The 19,961-nt window shown below is 55.0% G+C and carries 15 protein-coding genes; 5 read left to right on the forward strand and 10 right to left on the reverse strand.

The annotated features are described in order from the left end of the window. Nucleotides 1-27 precede the first annotated feature (27 nt). From ABEA92_RS02485 to ABEA92_RS02495, 3 genes are read left to right on the forward strand one after another with little or no spacing between them, the layout of a single operon-like run. Nucleotides 28-1,017 carry an ABC transporter ATP-binding protein gene (locus tag ABEA92_RS02485; RefSeq protein WP_345682207.1) on the forward strand — a complete coding sequence of 330 codons (990 nt, stop codon included), beginning with the start codon at nt 28-30 and terminating at the stop codon, nt 1,015-1,017. Continuing rightward, a complete protein-coding gene (locus ABEA92_RS02490) occupies nt 1,014-3,569 on the forward strand; it encodes a hypothetical protein (protein ID WP_345682208.1) in 2,556 nt (851 codons plus the stop codon). The genes ABEA92_RS02485 and ABEA92_RS02490 overlap by 4 nt, the downstream gene beginning before the upstream one ends. Then, nucleotides 3,559-5,082 (forward strand): hypothetical protein, encoded by a 1,524-nt coding sequence (locus tag ABEA92_RS02495; RefSeq protein WP_345682209.1) that lies wholly within the window; start codon nt 3,559-3,561, stop codon nt 5,080-5,082. Before ABEA92_RS02490 ends, ABEA92_RS02495 begins: the two co-directional genes overlap by 11 nt. Nucleotides 5,083-5,427: 345 nt before the next feature. Here the strand turns inward: ABEA92_RS02495 and ABEA92_RS02500 are convergent, their stop codons facing one another. After that, nucleotides 5,428-6,261: a hypothetical protein gene (locus ABEA92_RS02500; protein ID WP_345682210.1), complete on the reverse strand. Its 834-nt coding sequence runs from the start codon at nt 6,259-6,261 to the stop codon at nt 5,428-5,430. A 169-nt stretch (nt 6,262-6,430) separates the two neighbouring features. On the opposite strand from ABEA92_RS02500, the gene ABEA92_RS02505 reads away from it, so the two are divergent. After that, entirely contained in the window at nt 6,431-6,667 is a 237-nt protein-coding gene (locus tag ABEA92_RS02505; protein ID WP_345682211.1) for a hypothetical protein, read from the forward strand. A 189-nt stretch (nt 6,668-6,856) separates the two neighbouring features. Here ABEA92_RS02505 and ABEA92_RS02510 read toward each other — a convergent pair whose 3' ends face one another. The 7 genes from ABEA92_RS02510 to ABEA92_RS02540 form a co-directional block, all read right to left on the reverse strand. After that, the gene (locus tag ABEA92_RS02510) at nt 6,857-7,384 is read right to left on the reverse strand and encodes a gamma carbonic anhydrase family protein (RefSeq protein ID WP_345682212.1); all 528 of its coding nucleotides are present in this window, start codon (nt 7,382-7,384) and stop codon (nt 6,857-6,859) included. Nucleotides 7,385-7,395: 11 nt separating this feature from the next. Further along, complete coding sequence (gene accC, locus ABEA92_RS02515; RefSeq protein ID WP_345682213.1) at nt 7,396-8,739, reverse strand: acetyl-CoA carboxylase biotin carboxylase subunit; 1,344 nt, start codon at nt 8,737-8,739, stop codon at nt 7,396-7,398. 15 nt (nt 8,740-8,754) lie between these two features. Further along, nucleotides 8,755-9,240, reverse strand: a complete 486-nt coding sequence (gene accB, locus ABEA92_RS02520; protein WP_345682214.1) for an acetyl-CoA carboxylase biotin carboxyl carrier protein — start codon at nt 9,238-9,240, stop codon at nt 8,755-8,757. Nucleotides 9,241-9,296: 56 nt separating this feature from the next. Further along, nucleotides 9,297-10,382: a M24 family metallopeptidase gene (locus ABEA92_RS02525; RefSeq protein ID WP_345682215.1), complete on the reverse strand. Its 1,086-nt coding sequence runs from the start codon at nt 10,380-10,382 to the stop codon at nt 9,297-9,299. Nucleotides 10,383-10,385: 3 nt separating this feature from the next. Next, entirely contained in the window at nt 10,386-11,243 is an 858-nt protein-coding gene (locus ABEA92_RS02530; protein ID WP_345682216.1) for a leucine-rich repeat domain-containing protein, read from the reverse strand. A gap of 803 nt (nt 11,244-12,046) precedes the next feature. Further along, entirely contained in the window at nt 12,047-14,116 is a 2,070-nt protein-coding gene (locus ABEA92_RS02535) for a hypothetical protein (RefSeq protein WP_345682217.1), read from the reverse strand. Nucleotides 14,117-14,692: 576 nt separating this feature from the next. Next, complete coding sequence (locus ABEA92_RS02540) at nt 14,693-16,210, reverse strand: trypsin-like peptidase domain-containing protein (RefSeq protein ID WP_345682218.1); 1,518 nt, start codon at nt 16,208-16,210, stop codon at nt 14,693-14,695. A gap of 805 nt (nt 16,211-17,015) precedes the next feature. Here ABEA92_RS02540 and ABEA92_RS02545 point away from each other — a divergent pair. After that, nucleotides 17,016-17,513, forward strand: coding sequence for a hypothetical protein (locus tag ABEA92_RS02545; RefSeq protein WP_345682219.1), 498 nt, complete (start codon nt 17,016-17,018; stop codon nt 17,511-17,513). 288 nt (nt 17,514-17,801) lie between these two features. Here ABEA92_RS02545 and ABEA92_RS02550 read toward each other — a convergent pair whose 3' ends face one another. Next, nucleotides 17,802-19,151, reverse strand: a complete 1,350-nt coding sequence (locus tag ABEA92_RS02550) for an HNH endonuclease (RefSeq protein WP_345682220.1) — start codon at nt 19,149-19,151, stop codon at nt 17,802-17,804. Then, nucleotides 19,108-19,851, reverse strand: coding sequence for an ion transporter (locus ABEA92_RS02555; protein WP_345682221.1), 744 nt, complete (start codon nt 19,849-19,851; stop codon nt 19,108-19,110). Before ABEA92_RS02555 ends, ABEA92_RS02550 begins: the two co-directional genes overlap by 44 nt. Nucleotides 19,852-19,961 lie beyond the last annotated feature (110 nt).

A 19,961-nucleotide genomic window follows, 5' to 3' on the forward strand; every position in this document is an offset into this window, starting at 1 on the left:
CACAGCCTCATCGAGCAGTCCACCGTCATGAACTCAGTCATTCGCACCGAAAACCTTGTCATGCGTTTCCGCAACTGCGATGCACTTGCGGGGGTCGACCTTGAAATCCCCGCCGGATGTGTCTTCGCGTTGTTAGGCGAAAACGGAGCAGGAAAGACGACCCTGATTCGCATCTTAACCGGATTTCAAAAGCCAACGTCGGGGAAAGCAGCGGTCTGCGGGATCGATCCAACCAAAGATCCACTCCGCGTTCGCGGGCGAATCGGCTACGTCAGCGACCGGCCATCGATGTACGACTGGATGACGGTCAGCCAAATCGGTTGGTTCACCGCATCGTTTTACCCCGATGGATTTCTCGACACATACACGCAGCTGATCGAGCGTTATGAAATTTCGATGAAACAGAAGATGAAGCACCTGAGCAAAGGCCAACGTGCGAAGGTCGCCTTGTCGCTGTCGCTGGCCCACGATCCTGAATTGCTGATCCTCGATGAGCCCACCTCGGGTTTGGACCCAATGGTTCGCCGAGAATTTTTAGAGAGCATGGTCGAGCGAGCCGCATCGGGGCGAACGGTGTTTCTTTCCAGCCACCAAATTTCGGAAGTCGAGCGGGTGGCTGATACGATCGCGATCCTGCATCGCGGTAAACTGCGATGTTGTCAACCGATCAACGATTTAAAAGCCTCGATGTCACAGATCACGATCGGCTTGGACGATCCGCTTTGCCAGTTGCCGGCGCTTCCGGAACCCGCCGAAACCTTGATCGAAAGCACTCAGGGCCGCCATCGGCAAATCGTGGCAAGGAATTTTCATCCAAGCATGATTGCGGAACTGGAAAACACCCATGGCGTGTTGTCGGTAACCCATCGTCCGATGTCGCTTGAAGAGATTTTTATTGCATTCACTCATGGCGAGGGATTGCGCGGTGAGGTTTCCGACATCCAAAACAATCGCCGGTGCGACGACACGGATCGCGAGGTGGAAAACCCGTTGATTGAATCAGGAGAGGCATCATGAATGGTTCGCGTCAAGCTCTGCGGGCATTGATTTGGAAGGAAACCCGGCAAGTCCTTCCGCTGGTCTATATGCTTGCCGGAGTCACACTGTTCCTGATGATTTTGTGGGGATGGATTGGCACGAATCTGCTCGCGACAGGCTCGATCAGCACGGTGTTGCTGACCATGCCCGCGTTTTTTGCTGCTGGCGTGGGTGCGATTTTGATTGGCCAGGAAAAAGAAACTGAAACGATCCAGTGGGTTTCGTCGCTACCCATTCGCGATGGTGATGTAATCCGTAGCAAAATGATCGTGGCGGTTGTCGGTTTGGCCGCGATGTGGTGTGCGGCCCTGTTAGGCATTCTGGCGATTGAACCGCTGCAATCGGGATCTGCGACGGCGATGTTTCCCGATCCGATCTGGCTGAGTCTCTCCTTTTGGATCATCCACTCACTGTACCTGATGTTTTGCGGCTTTTACGCATCGTGGCGATCGCAGAACGTGTTTCATGGGTTGTTGATCACGCTTGCCATGGCGTGTATCCCCTATGTTCTCGGTCAATTCACCGCGTTGTTTTACGCCGAACTTATGTCAACCTACGTTACCGACCGGGTGACGATGTTTCTCAGCGGATGCTGGAGCGTTATCGGAATCGCCGTGGTTGCCGCAATCGCGTCTCCAGCGGCTCGCCGCGTGCTGGGGCCTGCCGAACCTCCTGTTCTCGAACAAGACGCAGCGACCGATGGCAATGATCGACGGGGAACGAAGGCACTGAATCAATACAGCCCGCCAACGATCCAGGACCGACCGAGTCATCCGTTTCGCTACTCGGTGGCGACGCTGGTTTGGCAATCGGTCAACCACAATCGTCGACTACTGATGGGGCTGGCCATCATGATCGTGGCGGGAGTGGGATACATCCCATTGAACGTGTCATTACATAGTCATGTCAATGGTGCGGAAGAATTCGGCCTATTAACCGCAGTATTGGCCGGACTGTCGGTCTCTTGGCTCGGGGTCCTCGCGTTTCATGGTGACGGCAGCAGTGCGGCGATGCGATTTTTGGCGGATCGTGGCATTTCTCCGATACAAGCGTGGTGGGGCCGCCATCTGGTGGGATTCGCCATCCTCGCCACAGCCGCGGTCGTCTACATCTTGTTGCAACGGCTGATCGTCGTCGGGATGCTTTCAGACCATTACTCTGTCGACCCAAATTTCGCAGCGCCCATTCCGATGCTTTCGGCGGTCGCACTGATTTTAGTTTTGGTCACTGCGTACGGAGTGTCCCAGTGGACGAGCCAAGTCCTACGCGTGCTTGCGGGCACGGCGTTTTTAGCTCCGCTGCTTTCGACCGTCTGCGTGTATTGGCTGGGCAGTTGCTGGATCACCATGGGAACTCCGGTATGGCTGCTCGGCATCATCGCGATGATGCCATTGTTGGCAACCTGCGTGCAGATGCCGCGTCACATGGAAGGGCCTCGTACGGTCGGTTTCCTGTCGACTCACACTTTGGCAGTGATCGCGGTGTTTGGACTGCCTTACGTTTGGTGCTGGCACGAGACTCGCTCGTTTCCATCGATTCCAGCGTCACGCGTTGCCGAAATGAAGCAGATGAGCGAAGAACGCGGCACGCAGGTCAGGCCCTCGTTTTCGATGCACCGGTTGCAAACGCCCTACGAAAAGTTAACGGAAAATCAGGTGATGGAGATGCCGACCGCGAAAGTCGTCGAGGCACTCGAGTCGGTCGGCGAGCGTCCCGAGGCTTGGTTCGAGCTTAACGGCGGCAAGCATACCCCGCTACAAGCCGAGCATATCTTTATCAACGAAGCGGTCACGACCACGCAATTGATGCAGGTGCGTTGGCTTGATTCGCTACAGCGGGAAGACGAATCGAGCGAGCGTCCGCGTGAGAATTTTGTGGAATGGGTTGACTTTGTCACGTCGATTGCCAAACGACTGCGTTTGAATTGGCGTATTCGTGAACAGTGCTTTGCCGACTATATCGAAATTGCGCTGACACGAATGCTGCTTCACCCCGAAACCCGACAACTTTGGAACGAACCCGCCATCGCCGAGGCCATTGAAATGCTCGGCGACTCGTCAAGCCGTTCACAGGCCCGTCGCGGGGCGGTGTTAACATCGTGGAGTCGATTTCACAACGATCCAGAGTTGCGTGCCCACCAAAACTTGGGTGGCTACGTAATCAGTTGGTTGCTTGAATCGAAACCCGCCCTGCAATCTGAATGGTTGACCGATCCAACGGCGGACCTGATCAGCAGCGAACTGCTGCATTTGATCACAGCAGGCGAACGAGGCGAATCCACGCTCGCACATCGCCGAAAACTTGCTCGAGCGACGCTTGGCAGCGACCGCGATTTTGATATCTCGCCCTATGCCGATTCGCTGCAGTCGACGCTGTATGGCGATCACATCGCAACGCTTCATTCCTTCCCTGGATGTCAATGGTATGCCCTGTGGGAAAGTGAAGCCAAAGAGCTAGCTGAACGCTTTCAGAAGGCGAAGCATTCGAATGTCAACGCCACGCAACAAGGAGCCTCATCCGATGAATCCTAAAGTCGATCGATCACAAACCGTCTCTGGTGACGGCCGTACCTCGGCGCGCCGCAGCGTCACAAGAGCCGAATGGGTGACGTTGGGGCTGATCGCACTCCCTTTTGTCGTGCTGGCGGGATGTTTCGCATTGGATGCAATCGAGGCAAACGCTGCAAAAGCAAACATCCGTGAATACGTCGCACAGCAGATTGCCGCCGGACATCCCGTGGACCGCGTATCGTTGGCCAGACGGTATGATCAACGGACGAGCCGAGAGGAGACGCCGGCCTGGGCAACGCTATTAGAAGCGTCGCGGCCGTTGCAGGACGCACCAAGTCTGGGTGTACGGAGCGGAGACGCAGGGCTGGACTTACCGTCGACGCTCTCTGAAACTCCGTCGATGGCTCGCCAAGGGGAATCGTCGCTTCCCGTCGTCGATTTTGTTGTCAAACGGGACGCAGCACTGACGCGTGCACGCGAAGCATTGCTGAACCGTGGATCATCGACGAGCGATGACAAAGCGGTCTGGTTTCCCTTCGTGCTCTGGGCCAGACACCTGCATTCCATATCGAGCGTCTGGGAATTCTATGAGGATGACAACCAAGCGTTCCGATCAGCGATCGCGCATGGTGAGAATGATCTTGCGATCGAAGTTTTGCAAAGGTTCATCCGCACCAACTGGAAATTAAATTCCGAAATCGAGACCTCTTGGACCGCTACAGCAAAAATAATTCCGGGCGAAGTGATCCATCTGATTCGCGAATCGCTTGCGGTAGCCGACTGGGACGCAGACCAACTGGCAACGCTACGCGAAATGATCGAGACGGCTCCAAATTACGCCGAGCGGTTGGACCAACAGATGCAGCAGACCATGGCGGTTTCGCTTGACGAACTTGACCTCAGCGACGGCGTGGTTGCGGGTGAGATCAACCGAGAGTACCGAGGTTCGCTGCCAGTCAAGCTTTCATCCCAGGCGGCTTGGCAATGGATCCAATTTATGCAACGAGCGAGAGATATGGGAGAACCTGGAACATGGTCCAGGTTCCTTAGCTTGCAGAGCGAGCCATGGTACGACCAGCGGCATGGAGGCTTGGACACCGTTTCGCTCACGTCGTTCCCGTTTGCATCGGGCACCTCCCTCATTGCATCAACGACGGTTTCCACCCACTTTGCAAATGCCGGAATGGCAACTTACGAATCGAATCGACGTTGGGCCTTAACTGCGATTGGAATCAAGCAGTATCAAATGCAAAACAACGCGTGGCCACAATCGCTTGCGGACCTTCGCGATGTGGGGCTAACGAGCGACGATTGGCAAATCATGCCGGGCGTCGAATTCGGTTACCAGGATCGGCCTCTGCTGCCGCAAACAACCGCTGGCAGCGAAGTCGTGCTGTGGACCGCCCAACTAAAGGAGGGGCACCTCGACGAAGCCATCCAGCGGTTTGCGGCCGGCCACGAGTCGGTAAGTCCTCCCATGGAAGTCAATTCGACGAAATTCGACATGCAGCGAATCACGCTGATTCGCAAGTAGAGTTGAGAGCAGCGGAACGTTTACGCATGCGTCGGATTGTTTCGCGAATAGGACGAAAGTCTTTACGGCTTGTTGCTTCAGTCGTACGATGGACTTCCTAGTCCGTCGAATCCATCATTGACGGACGAGGACGTCCATCATCCCCCCTTGCCGCAGGAAACTTCACAAAATCAACGAGCCGTTTACCGCTTGTTGTTTTAGTCGTACGATGGACTTCCTAGTCCGTCGAATCCATCATTGACGGACGAGGACGTCCATCATACTCCCCTTGCCGCAGGTAACTTCGTAAATCAACAAGCCGTTTACGGCTTCCGCTACGAGCAGGCCCTCATCCTTGCAAGACGATTAGACGCCAATTCCCGCGTTCAAATCGAGACTTGGTGCTTTGGTCGGCCCGCGGTGGGTTGCTTCGTCGAGCTCGGGTACAGGAACCAGTTCGGTATCGGTTTCCGAGTCTTCGAGAGGTGCGGCTTCGGTTGGCATTGCTTCGGTTGGTACGGCGGAGCCGCTTCCTGAATTCAGCTCGACCTGCGGCGATACAACCGATCCGTCGAGTGGTCCGACTGACAGCACCGTCGATCCATCAGGCAGCACCATTCCTGGACGCAGGTCCGACGACGATGGGTCGACACGACCTACCGAGTAAGGCGGCTCGACACTGGGCTGATGCTGGAATTCGCTGCGGTAACCAGGCACTCCATATTGGGGTTCAATCGCACTTTCGTACGGATAGGTGGACCCGCCGTAGGCAGGCGCGGTGTCGTAGCTGAATCCGGGGTAGGCCGAACCGTAATAGGTAGACCCACGGTAAATCGGCGTGTAACCGGTTGCGGGATAGCGATAGTAATCGCTGCCGTAGCCGATCCCACCATAGCCGAGACTGCCGTAGCCAAATCCGCTGTAGCCGTACGGATATCCACTGCCGATCGAAATGCTGAAACCCCGGCCCGAATATAGATTACTGCCGTAAAAGCCGCTACCAAAACCATAGCCGCCACCAAAGTGGCCATGATCATGATGGTGGTGATGATGATGATGCCCAGCGTGATGCCCACCCCCGTGATGTCCACCGCCGTGATGTCCACCGCCACGATTTTGGGCCATCAATGACGACTGGCCGAAAACCAATCCGGCAACCGCGATCCCAAACGCAACTCGACGCATATTAGAAAACAACATCAATCCTGGCTCCTGCGCGAAACATCGCGACACAATCGAAGGCCTGCTGACGAGATCGCTCGAACGCGATGCGGCGAGTTTAGGGACACATCCCTAAAACCATTCCAATCGCCGTCAGCCGTGCGCAATTCAACCACTTCTATCCTAGAACATGGCTAAGGATAGGCAAATGAATTACGCAAATTCCGTGACTGCCAATGACGGCACTTGTTTCCCATCGCAACGATCAGCAAACGCGTGGATGGTTGCCGCGAAAAGTGCCAGTCTTCACCTTGCTGGCGAAGGTCGTTACCTGCTTGATGATTTGCCCCGATTGCAAATCGCACCGGTGGGCCGAAAGGCACCGGGGCGTGCGTGGGACCCGGCCGCTGACGCGTCGCGGCTCAATAAATCAACAAGCCGTTGACGACTTGTTGATTTAGTGAAGGTTCCTGCGGCAAGGGGTGTAGGATGGACTTCCTAGTCCGTCAATGGTTGATTCGACGGACTAGGAAGTCCATCGTACGACCAAAACAACAAGCCGCCCGCGACTTCCGCTACGCCGAACTCGCACAACGCTAGCGCAAACGACTGCACCGCGTTCGGCAAATGGCATCTACTTTGATTTTTCTGCGGCTTTGTAGACGCTGGCCGAATGCACGTAGTGTTTGGCGGTTTCGATCAACCGCTTCCGCTGTTCTTCGCTGACATCGGCAATCACTTTGGCGGGAACGCCAACGGCCAATTTGCCCGCGGGGACCACGGTCCCCTCGGTTACCACCGCTCCGGCACCAATGATCGCACCGGCGCCGATTTTGGCCCGGCTGAGCACCACGGCACGGATCCCAATCAACGCACCGTCTTCGACCACCGCACCATGCACGACCGCCGAATGCCCCACGGTGACATCGTCACCGATGACGCAAGGCGAACCTTGGTCGGTATGCAACAGCGACAAGTCTTGGATGTTGGTCCGCTTGCCAATTTTGACGTACTCGGTATCTCCGCGAACAACCGATCCGAACCACACGCTCGAGGATTCTTCGATGGTCACGTCACCACAGATGGTGACGTTGTCCGCGATAAACGCTGACGAATCAATCTGCTCAGGCCGGAACACGGGATCAATTCGACGAGCTGACATGACGCCGGAACCTACTTCAAGAATTCGCGTTCAACAAACTTGGTATCGTGGCGACCTTCGAGGAATTCGAGGTGCTGCAAGACTTTGTCGTGAAAGGACGCCGTCGTGCAGATGCCTTCGACTTGCATTTCCCGCAGCGCCCGCCGCATCGTTGCGATCGCTTCGGCACGGGTGGGCCGATGAACGATCAATTTTCCGATCATCGAATCGTAGTAGGGCGGCACCGTGTAGCCGGCATAGACGTGCGAATCGAACCGCACGCCCAAACCGCCGGGAACAAACATCTTGTCGATGCGTCCAGGATTGGGCTGGAAATTTTTCTCGGGGTCTTCGGCATTGATGCGACATTCAATCGCGGCACCTTCGCATTTCACATCTTCTTGAGTGAACGAAAGTTTTTCGCCTGCGGCGACGCGAATCTGTTCTTTGATCAAATCGATTCCGGTGATCATTTCGGTGACCGGATGTTCGACTTGAATTCGCGCGTTCACTTCGATGAAGTAGAAATTGTTGTCGGCGTCGACAATGAATTCGACCGTGGCCGCATTGGTATACTCGGCTCCGCGGATCATTCTCACAGCGGCTTCGCAGATTTCGATTCGTCGCTCTTCCGGAAGACTCGGACTAGGCGCTTCTTCGATCAACTTTTGATGCCGTCGCTGGACGCTGCAATCGCGTTCGAACAAATGGCAAACGTTGCCGTGCGAATCGGCGATCACTTGGACTTCGACGTGACGAGGCGAACCGACGTAGCGTTCCAGGTAAACGCCGCCGTTACCAAATGCCGCTTCGGCTTCGGTACGAGCTTGCGAAACCGCGGTCGCCAACGTTTTTTCGTCCTCGGCAACCCGCATCCCTTTCCCACCGCCGCCAGCGGTCGCTTTGATCAAAACGGGGAAGCCAATTTTTTTGGCGACTTCGATCGCTTCGGCGTTGTCGTTGATCAACCCATCGCTGCCGGGAACGACCGGAACGTTGTTGGCGATGGCCATAGCGCGAGCGGTATTCTTATCGCCCAACTTTTCCATCGCTTGCGGGCTTGGACCGATGAACTCGAATCCGCTGGACCGGCACACTTCGTTGAAGTGAGCGTTTTCGGCCAAGAAGCCATAACCGGGATGAATCGCATCCACGCCGGCCACTTCGGCGGCCGCGATGATTTGGTCGATTTTTAGATAGCTGTCAACGCTACGCGGTTTACCAACGCAATACGCTTCGTCCGCCAATTTGACGTGCATCGAATCGGCATCGGCTTGGCTATACACCGCCACCGAACCGATTCCCATTTCACGACAAGCGCGGATCACGCGCAGAGCAATCTCGCCACGATTGGCAATCAGGATCTTTTTAATCACAGAGTTGTCTACGTTTTAGGCGTTCGGATCGATACGAAACATCGGCTTGCCGAAGTCCACCGGTTGTTGGTCGTTGACCAGGATCTCGACAACGGTTCCGCTGCATTCGGCGGGAATTTCGTTGAAGACCTTCATGGCCTCGACAATACACACGATTGTGTCTTCGGTAACGCGTTGACCGACTTTGACAAACGGCTCGGATTCGGGATTGGCCCGTGAATAAAACGTGCCGATCATCGGAGCGTCGATGGTGATCGTGTTCGCGCTTGCCGGAGGCGCCGCGGCGGCAGGGGCAGCCGCGGGTGCCGATGCGGCTGCGGGTGCCGGTGCAGCTGCGGCCGGCATGTACACCGGAGCGGCTGAGCCACGATTTAGTTTGATCTTCTCATCGCCTTGTTGGAGATCGACCTCCGACAATTCGTGTTCTTCCATCAACTCTACGATCATGCGAAGCCGATCGATATCGAAAATATCGGAACTTTGCTTTCCGCCTTTACTCATACTTGACTCACCGTCAGAAAGATTGACGTTCATGTAAATTTTGGGATGCGGAAGTTTTACAGCACCAACCGACAATCATCGAGACCCTTAGGTAGGGTAGTGAGCACTTCGCAACCAGTTTCCGTCACCAGTACATCATCTTCGATGCGAATGCCAAATTCGTTACCGATATACACTCCAGGCTCAACGGTGACAATCATACCCGCAGCGAGTTCATCTTCACAATTCGACGACATCCGCGGAGATTCGTGGATTTGCAGCCCAATTCCGTGCCCCAAACCGTGGTTAAACTTGTCTCCCAGCCCCGCTTTGCCGATCACGCCGCGAGCGATTTTATCGATTTCTTTGCCTTCGACTCCCGGTTTGATCGCGTCAATCGCCGCCATTTGAGCCTCTAACACGACTTCGTACGCCCGCTCAAACTCGCTAGAAACGTTGCCAACGGACAAGGTCCGCGTGATATCGCTGGCGTATCCCCGGTATTTTGCCCCCCAATCGATCAGCACCACGCCGTTCGTCGGCATAAAAATTTCCGCGGGATGATAGTGCGGCAAGGCGGCGGCGGCGTTAAACCCGACAATCGGCTTGAAACTTGCCGATTCAGCCCCCAAAAATCGCATTTTCGCTTCCAATTCATGTGCAATCGCCCGCTCAGTCCATTTCGGCGACAACATTGGCACGAGCGACTGAAAACTTCGCTGGGCGATCGAAACGGCCCCCCGAGTGGTCGCAATCTCGTCTTCGTCCTTGATCATTCGTTGGCGCTCGACGACCCCGGTGGTCTCGATCCACGAAACATCGGGACATTGGTCACTCATTTTGCGATAATCGCTTAGCGAGATCACGGCCGACTCGATTCCGACCCGCTCGTACCCCGAATCGCCTAGCACTTGTTTGACCAAATCCATCATCAATTGACTCGGCGGGCGGATCGCAGCCGAAACCGACGGACATTCGTTGGCCAATTGGATTTCGTAGCGACCATCGCTGAGCATCGTCGCTCGATCCGGCCCGACCAACAAATAGGAGCTGTCGCCGGTAAACCCGGTCAAATAACGAACGTTGATTTCGTCGGTCACCAACATCGCGTCGATTTCCAGCGAAGCGAGCGATTGGCGAAGTGCGTCGAGCCGTTGAGTCATGATTTAATCGTGGTGGACGTGGGCTTTGGGATCGTAATCGTGGTGTTCTTGATTCACGTGAACGTGAATCTGAGGGTAGTTTGTGTACAGCCACCGCCATCCCGATTCGGTTACCAACGAATTGTCCAAATACAAGGACTCGAGATAGGGAAGCGAGGCGAGCGATTTCAGTCCGTCGTTGGTCACGGGGACGTCGATTAAATGCACGCCACGGAGCGATTGGATTGACGCGATTTCGCGAGTCACTTCGTTGCCAAGCTTCGGCGAGGCAATCCGCAGCTGTCGCAGTTCGGGGATCGCCTTTAACAACTGAACTCCCTTTGCGGTGCACTCGGCATGAGGCAGGTTGACATACCATAGCGAACTGCACTTGGCCAACGTCGCCATCCCGGCATCGGTAATCGGCGAATATCGCAGCCGGACCAACTGCAAATTCGGTAGCGTTGGCAAGTGGGCGATGCCTTCGTCGGTAACGCGTCCTTGATCGACAATCAGCGTTTCAACCGCTTCAAGATCCTTGACCTGCAGCAGCATCGAATCGGTGATTTCGAAATCGTCGATCTCCAGCGCCGTCGCCTTGCCTTGGACCAACGGTTCGTGAATCTGGTCAAACTTTTCCTGCGGCGATGGCTCGACGTGCTGGGACTGGGCCGAGGTCGGGTTCGATTGGGTCCAGCGATATCCGGCATAGGCAATTGCGACAACCAGAATCGTCACGCCGATCGCCCATCGTTGGCCACGAAATTTCGCCGAAGCCTCCGCAGCGTCGCCCGACCCCGAATCGAGGTTCGCAGCGTCCTTCGCGGTGCCATCGACCGCGGCGTTTCGCGGGTCGGATTCGTCTGTAGATTCTTGTGCCATGCCCACGATCTTAGCGGCGCGATCTTGGTTCGAGTAGGTCTATCGTTATCGAGGTGGACGGCCCCTCCGGACACTTCCCATGACAAGCCATTTTTCTTGTGGCCCGTTTTCGGTGGAATCCTTTTTCCCGTGGTGGCCGCTACTGTAGTGGCCCCCGCACGATGGGGTTGCAATCAGGGCCGGCCGTTTTGGGGTCCCAAAGGTGGCGGCACGGCGATGGCGGTTGGAGTACGCAGCGTGCCGTCAGTGTTGCGGTAACAAAAAGTCTGCGAAGGAATCGCTGACGACCGGGTGTTACAACCTCGGATGGATCTTCTGAAGTTGCGTTATTGTCGTTTTTCCCGAAAAATCGTAACCCGACGCGCAACCTTAGAAGATACACCTGTATCGTGGCATCGGGGTTTCGCCGAAGCAAAACCCCGATGCACACAGAAGTTTCATCGCCGAGCGGCTCAGCGAGACGATTGACCCAGTAACCGTCGCCCCAAGCTTTGGATGCTCAAACCATCCGAAGATGGCGTTTGAACGAATCCCGCAATACGTCCAACTACGATGAAACTTCTTGATATTCGTTTAGCCCCGCGGCTGCTTTCTGCAACCGTGGGTGTGGGATTAACACCTAGCCGAAACCGCTGTCAACGGCGATTCGTGATTCGAGAAAACTTTTTCAGTTTCACGGTTCCGAGCCGACTCCTTTTGGCGGTCCATTCTCGGCAGCGTTTGATCGCAAATTCCGCCTAAAAACGCCCCCAGGCTGCACCACGTCGTCGCGACGGTTGCAGCCTGGGTTGACCGCATTTTTGTTAGCGAAGCTCACTCTGGACCGACAAGTCGGCTTCCACCACCACTTCGGCGACCTGTACCGATGCTTCGGCGGCAGCCACCGCTCCGGCTCGAACCATCAACGCTTCGCCAACCGACTCGGGGACCGGCTGGACCGCGGGCACAGGCCAGACACCAGCAATCAACTCGACCGCGTGATGAGCCACTTGGTGGCTGGAGGTGGCAACGCGATGGAACCGCGAACCGAGCATCCGGCCCAATCGTCGAGCGGCACCGCGGCGAAGATGACGAGCCACCCTTGGCGTCACCGTGTCCACATTCCAAATCAACTCGTCCAACAAGCAATCCGCCGACGCTTGCACAAGAATCGGATCCACGTCCGCAACCGTTTCGGCGTCCGCAACCTGCTCCGCGTCCGCAACCTGCTCCGCATTGGCAACCGGTTCGCTGTCCGCAACCAGTTCGTCGTCGGCCACCAGTTCCGCGTCGTCAATCTCAGCTGGCTCGCTCTGGACAATCGCCTCGACCAACGCTTCGACATCGACCACGGCTTCGACCTCGTCGACAGCCACTTCGTCCGCCGTTTCGGCCTCATCCATCGCGACTTTATCAGCAACGACGGCCTCGTCGACGGATGCCTCGTCGACGGATGCAACTTCGGCTACCGCTTCGACGTCGGCTACCGCTTCGACCTCAGCAACTGCGTCCAACTCCGCAACCGCTTCCGCTTCGACTTCGGCGGTCGACCACATCTCTGGTTTTTCGACGTGATTGTTGCGGTCTAAGATACAGTAGGGTTTGTAGACGAGTGGATAGAAGTTCCAAACTTGGATATCGGCGGCCGCCAAATCATACGGCATGTAGGCTTCTTCGATCGTGGCAATGATCGCCGAAGAACCGATCGTCGCATCCGCAGAAGTTGCGTCCGCTGCGATCGCATCTAGCTCGACCTCAGCCTCAAATTCATCCGCTTCCGCTACCGCTTTGACATCCGCTACCGCTTCGACTTGCTCTTCGGCCACCTCGACGTCCGCCGGCTCCGCCTCGGCCAGCAACTCGGCTTCGGCCACTGCCGCATCGGCCACTGCCGCATTGGACTCTTTCAATTCAGCCTCATCCGCGTCGACCGGCTCCGCTTGAGCCAACTCCACGTCGGCGATTTCGTCCACGTCGACTTCCGCTGGCTCTACTGCGGTGATGTCGGCCGCAATTGGTTCGCTGGCGGCGGGAGCTTCGGCGACGAGCACTTCCGCGGCGGGAGCTTCAGCAACTAGCGCGTCATCCGTTGGGGCTTCGGCGGCGGGTTCGGAAGCCGCGGGCTTCTCGACCGCAGAACCGATCGATGCTTCGCTCTTGGGAGGGGGGGTCGCCATGACATAGCTACTGCTGAGCAAGTCTTCGGCTTCGTGACCGGGAGCGGAAACATCGATCGGTTCTTCGTCAGCGAGTGATTCCAAATCGCTGCGTTCCTCATCGGCAGTTGCAAGATCGCCAGCACCGAGATTGTCGGGGGTGTCCACAATCGGTGCTGGCAAGATTCCTTCGTAATAAGAAACCTCTTCCGCTTCCGCCTCATCATCGCTAGACGCCACGGCGTCATGCGTGCTGCTACTCTTTTCCGCCATCTGCTGAAGCCGCGAGATTTCCTCGAGCGAGCTTTGAGCAAAAGGGGCGACCATCGCAAACGGTTCGATCATCTGTTGGATCGAAACGCGACTGCGACGACTGACGCTTTCCGCAACGGCATACAAGGCATCCAGGACCGCACTCGACTCAGGTGCGTTCGCCTGGTCCAACTCGTCTGCCTCTAATTCTTCACAAGCTTCGGTCACAACCGAACCTTTCTTGATCTCCTTTATTTCTTGCGAAGTTGCGGAAAGCGCCGCGATTGCCAGCGGACCCGAATCGTGAGTCCCCCATCCGCACCACTGATCAAATCCATCTACCGTCGAATCAAGCGGTGCGACATCCGTCTTGGGATCAAAGTTGACGTCCACTGCATAGCTCGCACCGGAGCCAGCGACCGTGATACCGGCAATGAAACAAGACAATAGGAAGCGGCGAACACGCTGAGTTAAACAAATTTTCATGGATAAATCCTCCTGATAAAATTCTGCATACCTCGCAATGTCTCCGACAAGGGACATGGCCGGGACTCTAAACAAAGAGCCAACGAGGTACACAGAGTGCGTCGCTAGCGAGGGCGACTCTATGCGGATGGGTCTGGCGGGAAATAAAATTCCGAAGACATTGGGGCTCGCCATGAGCCAGCGGGAATCAAACCAGAGGTTGATAATCTTGCGGAACAATAAGCGTATCGGCGACTTTTCGGGCTACGGTTACTCTAGCGGCCACGAAAACGATAACGATGCCATGCGACCGTTCCGGTCGTAACGGCTGGGAAGAGCCAGGACCATGTGGCGGATTTCCGCACAAGTCCCGCTGTCCATCCAAGCCCGCATTTCAATGCGAAAAGCGACCGCCTTCGTCCCTCAAATCAATCATTGGCGACGGATCCGCAAGGCCGCAGTTTGCGACAATTCGATCTTCGCCCCCGGTTATTCAATTACCGATGTAGCTATTTGATCTACAGTGATTCGTTTGATGCGATTCCCGATCCCGTCCGAGTGCGTGCTCTAAAACGACCGGGAACGATCGTCTTTTACCTACGGGGCATCTTTCCCGTGAAAAAACGCTGAGCCAGGAATTTCAGACATCGGGATATCCCCGTATTGCCAGCGTACGTTTAACATTCGTCTGCCGCGGCCTTGAAAATAGTCAAGCCGAAACGGCACGAGTCCCGCCTGCAAACGGAGCACACACGATTCCTCGAGTGCCGGATGATCGCCATCGTTGACGATTCGATCGCGTCCGCCGATCATCAACCGGCTGCCGTCATCCGAAGCAAGATTGAATGTGTAGACACCGCTCGTGGGTACATTCAAAAAACCATCAAAGCGGACCGCAAAGTATTCGTCGCGTGGTTTGACCGCTTCGACATCCAGCCCCATGGCGACGCTCGATTTCGGCTCGGGAGCACGAAAAGCCATTTCCAAGGTGTTGTTGAATTTCCTTGGATCCAGCGGATAGGTGGTAACGGTCAAACCTGGCTCCGTCGCGTCGGCAATCTCGTCCTCCACCGCTGCGACCGGCACCGCCTCGGCTAACGTCAAACTCACCTGCATCCGCTGGTCACCACGCACCACATCGACCTGCAGTGTCTCGCCCGCACTCCTTCCCACCAATGCCAGTGGCCATTGGTAGGCATGCTGCGTTTCGTTGCCATTGACGCTTACCACTTGATCGCCGAGTTGCAGCTTCGCATCCGCCGCAGGTCCGGAATCGTCAATCGAGATCAAAGTGGGCGGATCCACGAGCGGATCAACATCACATCCCGCAGTGATTCCTTCGCGAGCTTCGATCGCCAGCACTCGTGGGATCAATTCGCGGATTCGGTCAGCTCCCATTGCCAGCCCCAGCGACTCGGAATTCGAATGCAGTCGCAGTGCCATGCCGATTTGGGCTCCTTCGGCATTCACCAAGGGACCACCCGAGTTGCCTTGAAACAGCGGCGCCGAGGTTTGCACCATGCCGGACGTATAGACATCGCTTTGAAAGGAATAGCGATCCAGCCCACTGAGAATGCCTTCGCTGACCGTCAGTCCCACGCCACGCGGGTTCCCGATCGCCACGATCGGTTCGCCGAGCATCAAATCGTGGCTGCGGCCGATCGGCAAGATTGGCAGCGGCTCGCCAGCGAGGATACGGATGATCGCCAGATCATAGGCTTCGAGTTCCGCGATCGGCTTGTAGCGAAATTGCCTTCCCTCGCGGTTTTGAACGATTCCCGCCGTGGCCCCCGTGATCACATGCGACGCCGTCAACGCATACCCTGCCGAATCAATCGTGCTGGCGGAACCTGTCCGGCCTTGTTGTCGCCCGGTATCGTCCTTTCCCAAAAAAGCAAACACCGACGTCACGGCCGGAACCGCCTTTTGCAACATGCGAACTTGCGGCGTCAAACGCGGGCTGTCCTCGGAAACCGTATTTTCAGTCAACATCGCGCGAGGCTCATCCGCCAGTAGCAAACGGAGCGATGGACAAGCCATCGCCAACACCAGGATGAAAGCCAATGAAAGCAGTCGAAACAAAGCAGAATCCTTCTTGTCTAAAAACGCGTTCATGGGAGCAGCTAACGATACCAGAAAGCAGCGCAGCCAAGGCCGGAGGCCGACATATTCTCTGCCGGTGGCGTGAGCCACCGGAACTAGGGCATGGGGACGAACAAAGCCCAGCGGGCGGCACACTTGCGGACATTGTGTCGGCCTCCGGCCTCGCGGCGCCCGCTGGCTCCTGGACCGTTGGCTCACGCCAACGGCAGTCACGGTGCCGGACTCCGGCCTAATTTTCATGGTGCTTTCGCACCACGCTACACACTGCCGCCACTCCGTGGTCAATCATGGCTACCTCGAAACTCACGCATGGGACGACATGCTGTTGCCGCAACCGCGATTAGTTGTCATTGAAACGACTGGCAATTTCACACATTGGGGCCATGACATCAATGTGCACCAAGTCTCACTCAAGTCCACGTAATTATGGTCGGTTCTCGTGCCTTTCGGGGTCAATCGATGCTTACAGCCCTTACGTTGCGACTAGTGGAGGTCGATGGTTTCAGTTGTTTGCATCTGCAATGTCGACGACTCTACAATTGGCCAATAAACCTATCAACGTTCGATGGAATTTGTCGAGCCGCAAAATGGTTGTGTACAGGCAAACAATCTATCGGACAGTAAAAATAGGCGGTTAAATCAGACACCTCTTGGTGAATATGACCACTCGTTCCCTCCGCTACGATCTGCCGAGCGAGAAATAGGAGTCTGGAGCCTGGGAACGAGCGTTTTATACTGGCGATTGCCAAGAGGTGGCACAAATCATATTTCGTTTTTACTTAACTGAAGAAAAAACATTTACGCAGACTGAGTTCGCATGGATCCGCAACACTACTCACTGAAGCGTTCCGACCAATGGAAATGGGAAGGCAGATACACTGCCGAAGAAGTTGTCTCGCGAATCACCGAAGATCAACTTGGTGATGACTGGCTTGTCGCCCCGTTTGCTTCCGAAGAACCGCCTGTAGATGCTCGAAAATTCGCCACCGACCCGTCTATCTTCGTCGCACGTCGACAACGGCGTCAGCAGATCGAAGACCGTCACGCAGAGATATCTGCCAATGTCCCTACGCCATTTCTACTGACCTGGGGTAAGCGCGGCCTTGGATTGTTTTTTGCCTTTCTTTTAATCGGCCGTGTAACAGTGAGCCTGTTTTTCCCTCACCTGCGTGGCAGCGGCATGCCCCCCGCCGCCTGGTTTCTCTTGATACCTGCCTGGACTGTCGGGGGAGCAAGCCTCATTGCGACTGCGATCGGATTGCTGCAAAAGAAATCCAGAGTTTCGAAAGCCATCGCAGATTCATGCCGTCCATAAAACACCTCCGAGCCATCATCATCGATCCCCTTGCCGCTTTATCGCGGAGTGCCCGCCGACTAAACACACAGAGACTCGTGACTTGAGACGCTCAGCGGATGGATTGTCGTGAACACATGCTAGTGGTGCTTACCTAAACGTTCCGTCAATCTTGGTTGAAGTAAGGCAAATCTTCCAGGGCAACAGCGGGTCTACCATGCCTCAATTCGGTCACTGTTCCCGACTTGCCCTCCACCTATTTTCCATCTGATGAAGACAATCGCTCACACACGAGATACTCCAAAGGAATCAAATGTGATCCGATTTCTTCAAATTACATCTTCGACACAGTAGCTGAATGTTTGCATCTACGTTGCTGCCGCCCTTGGCGACCGGAATAATGTGATCGAATTCCAAGTAATCTCGAGCGCCACAATCGGCACATTGCCCACCGTATCGCTGCCATACCCGCTGGCGAACCTGACGTGGTATATGTCGTGATGTCGCTACGTCACTGGTACGTGTCGCTGTCTGGTTGGCAAGCTGAACCGCCTTGCGAAATATCAAAAGGAGCCATGGGTCACGATGATGCATCCGCAATGCCCAAACAGGCTTGCCAGTTTGCTGAAAGTTGATCTGCTTGGCATCCCCCCACAAGCTAATGACATTTCTGAGGTTTATAGACTGAGCGTAGGTTGGGCTCTGAAACACAACACGGTTATCTAACAACAATAATGCTCCTCGATGGATATCCTGGACAGGACCTGATTTGAGAACTTTTGTAACGATCAAGTCCGCGTCAGCGTACGCATGAACAATTTCCCCGGCACGTATTTCAAAAGATTGCGGAACATCGAGCGTGGGCAATCGTCCTTGTGAGATGCTGCAGTACATTACAAATTCATTCATCTGACGACGAACATAATCACAAAAGGTGTCGTCTAGCCTAAACATAACCAGCAAGGATTCCACCTTTTCTCGTTCGTCATCGGTTAGGACAAAGTCAGCCTTCGCATCCGCAAGAACATGTTCGACAAACTGTTTCGCTGGACTTTGAATGAGCCGATTTAATTCGCTCTCAGAGAAACCAAATCGAATACTGGTTTTCACAAGCCTCTGCCATTCCTCGCGTGCGAGCTCGCCACTCTCAATTGCCGACAAAAAGATTGCTCGTAGAAACCCTTCTCCCTCTGACTCAAAAAACTGTTTTGCAATCATGGGCGCCGTGGCCCCGACGACCGACGAAATATGCTCCAAATGCCGGTACTCATCATCCGACAAAATCCCGTCATCCATCGCATGTGCCAGCGAAGTGCGGAACTGTTCCACTGCAAATTCTCGCTGCATCGCGACGGCATCTTGGTCAGATAGTTCCAACGCCCTTACGACCCACTGCACCGTTTCTTTCTCTTTTTCAGAAACGACTCCATCTTTCCAAATGTTGCGTAACAATTGCCTAAAAGCTAACCTCGCAGCATTCCGGACATCGGAATTGGTGACATCGAATCGCGCAATCAGTTCATTGAGACTGAACTCCTGGCGTTGAGTCTTCAAACCACGAAAAAGCTCAGCAGCAAGTGCTTTCACCCTTTCATCACGCCCCGGGTCGTAGGCTTCAACGACAGTCTTTTGTATCCGTTTCAAAAAGCTCTTTACCATCTTCGATCTCGCGTGCTTTCGAAAGTGCTGATGCAACCAAGCCGGCAGGGACAGAGACGATCCCTAATCCGACAAGCAACACCAAGAATGTAAAGCACCGTCCCCCCACAGTCACCGGGTAAACGTCTCCGTAGCCAACCGTTGTTAGCGTCGCGGTGGCCCACCACAAACTGTGAAACACGGACGCAAATGCCTCGGGCTGAGCCTCATTCTCGAAATAGTAGATTCCGACCGCTGCTAAATACAACAATATCAACGCAACTACAGCAAACAGAACAATTTCTTCACGAGCAATCAGCAAAGCTCGGTGAAAACGACGAACTGCTTGATTGTACCTGACCAGCTTAAGTATGCGAAAAAGCCGCAGGAAGCGAAATATACGGAGTGAACGAAGATCGACTCCCAATGATAAATAGAAGGGAAGGATTGCGATCAAGTCGATCACACCAAAGAAGCTAAGTGCAAACGCTATTTTACTATCGGCCACCCATAAGCGAGCGATGTATTCCAACGTAAACACAACCACGCAAAACAACTCTAATGCACTCAGGATATTTTTGTACGAAGAAGATAAATGAGGCAGCGTTTCAATTGAAAAGGTAACCAGCGACAGTACAATCAACGCTTGGATTGAAAAATCGAATAGGCGTCCAAGGCGAGTGTCACTTTGCTCAACCGTTTCTTTTAAGGATACGGCCATCAAGCTCTACTTTCTTTGATTTTTCGGCAGTGAATTTACAATCAGCTCTCGCGAGATTTCTAACATAATAGCCACGAGACTCTGGTCCATGTTGTCGCGTTGCGACTTGT

Source organism: Novipirellula caenicola (assembly GCF_039545035.1).
Taxonomy (GTDB): domain Bacteria; phylum Planctomycetota; class Planctomycetia; order Pirellulales; family Pirellulaceae; genus Novipirellula; species Novipirellula caenicola.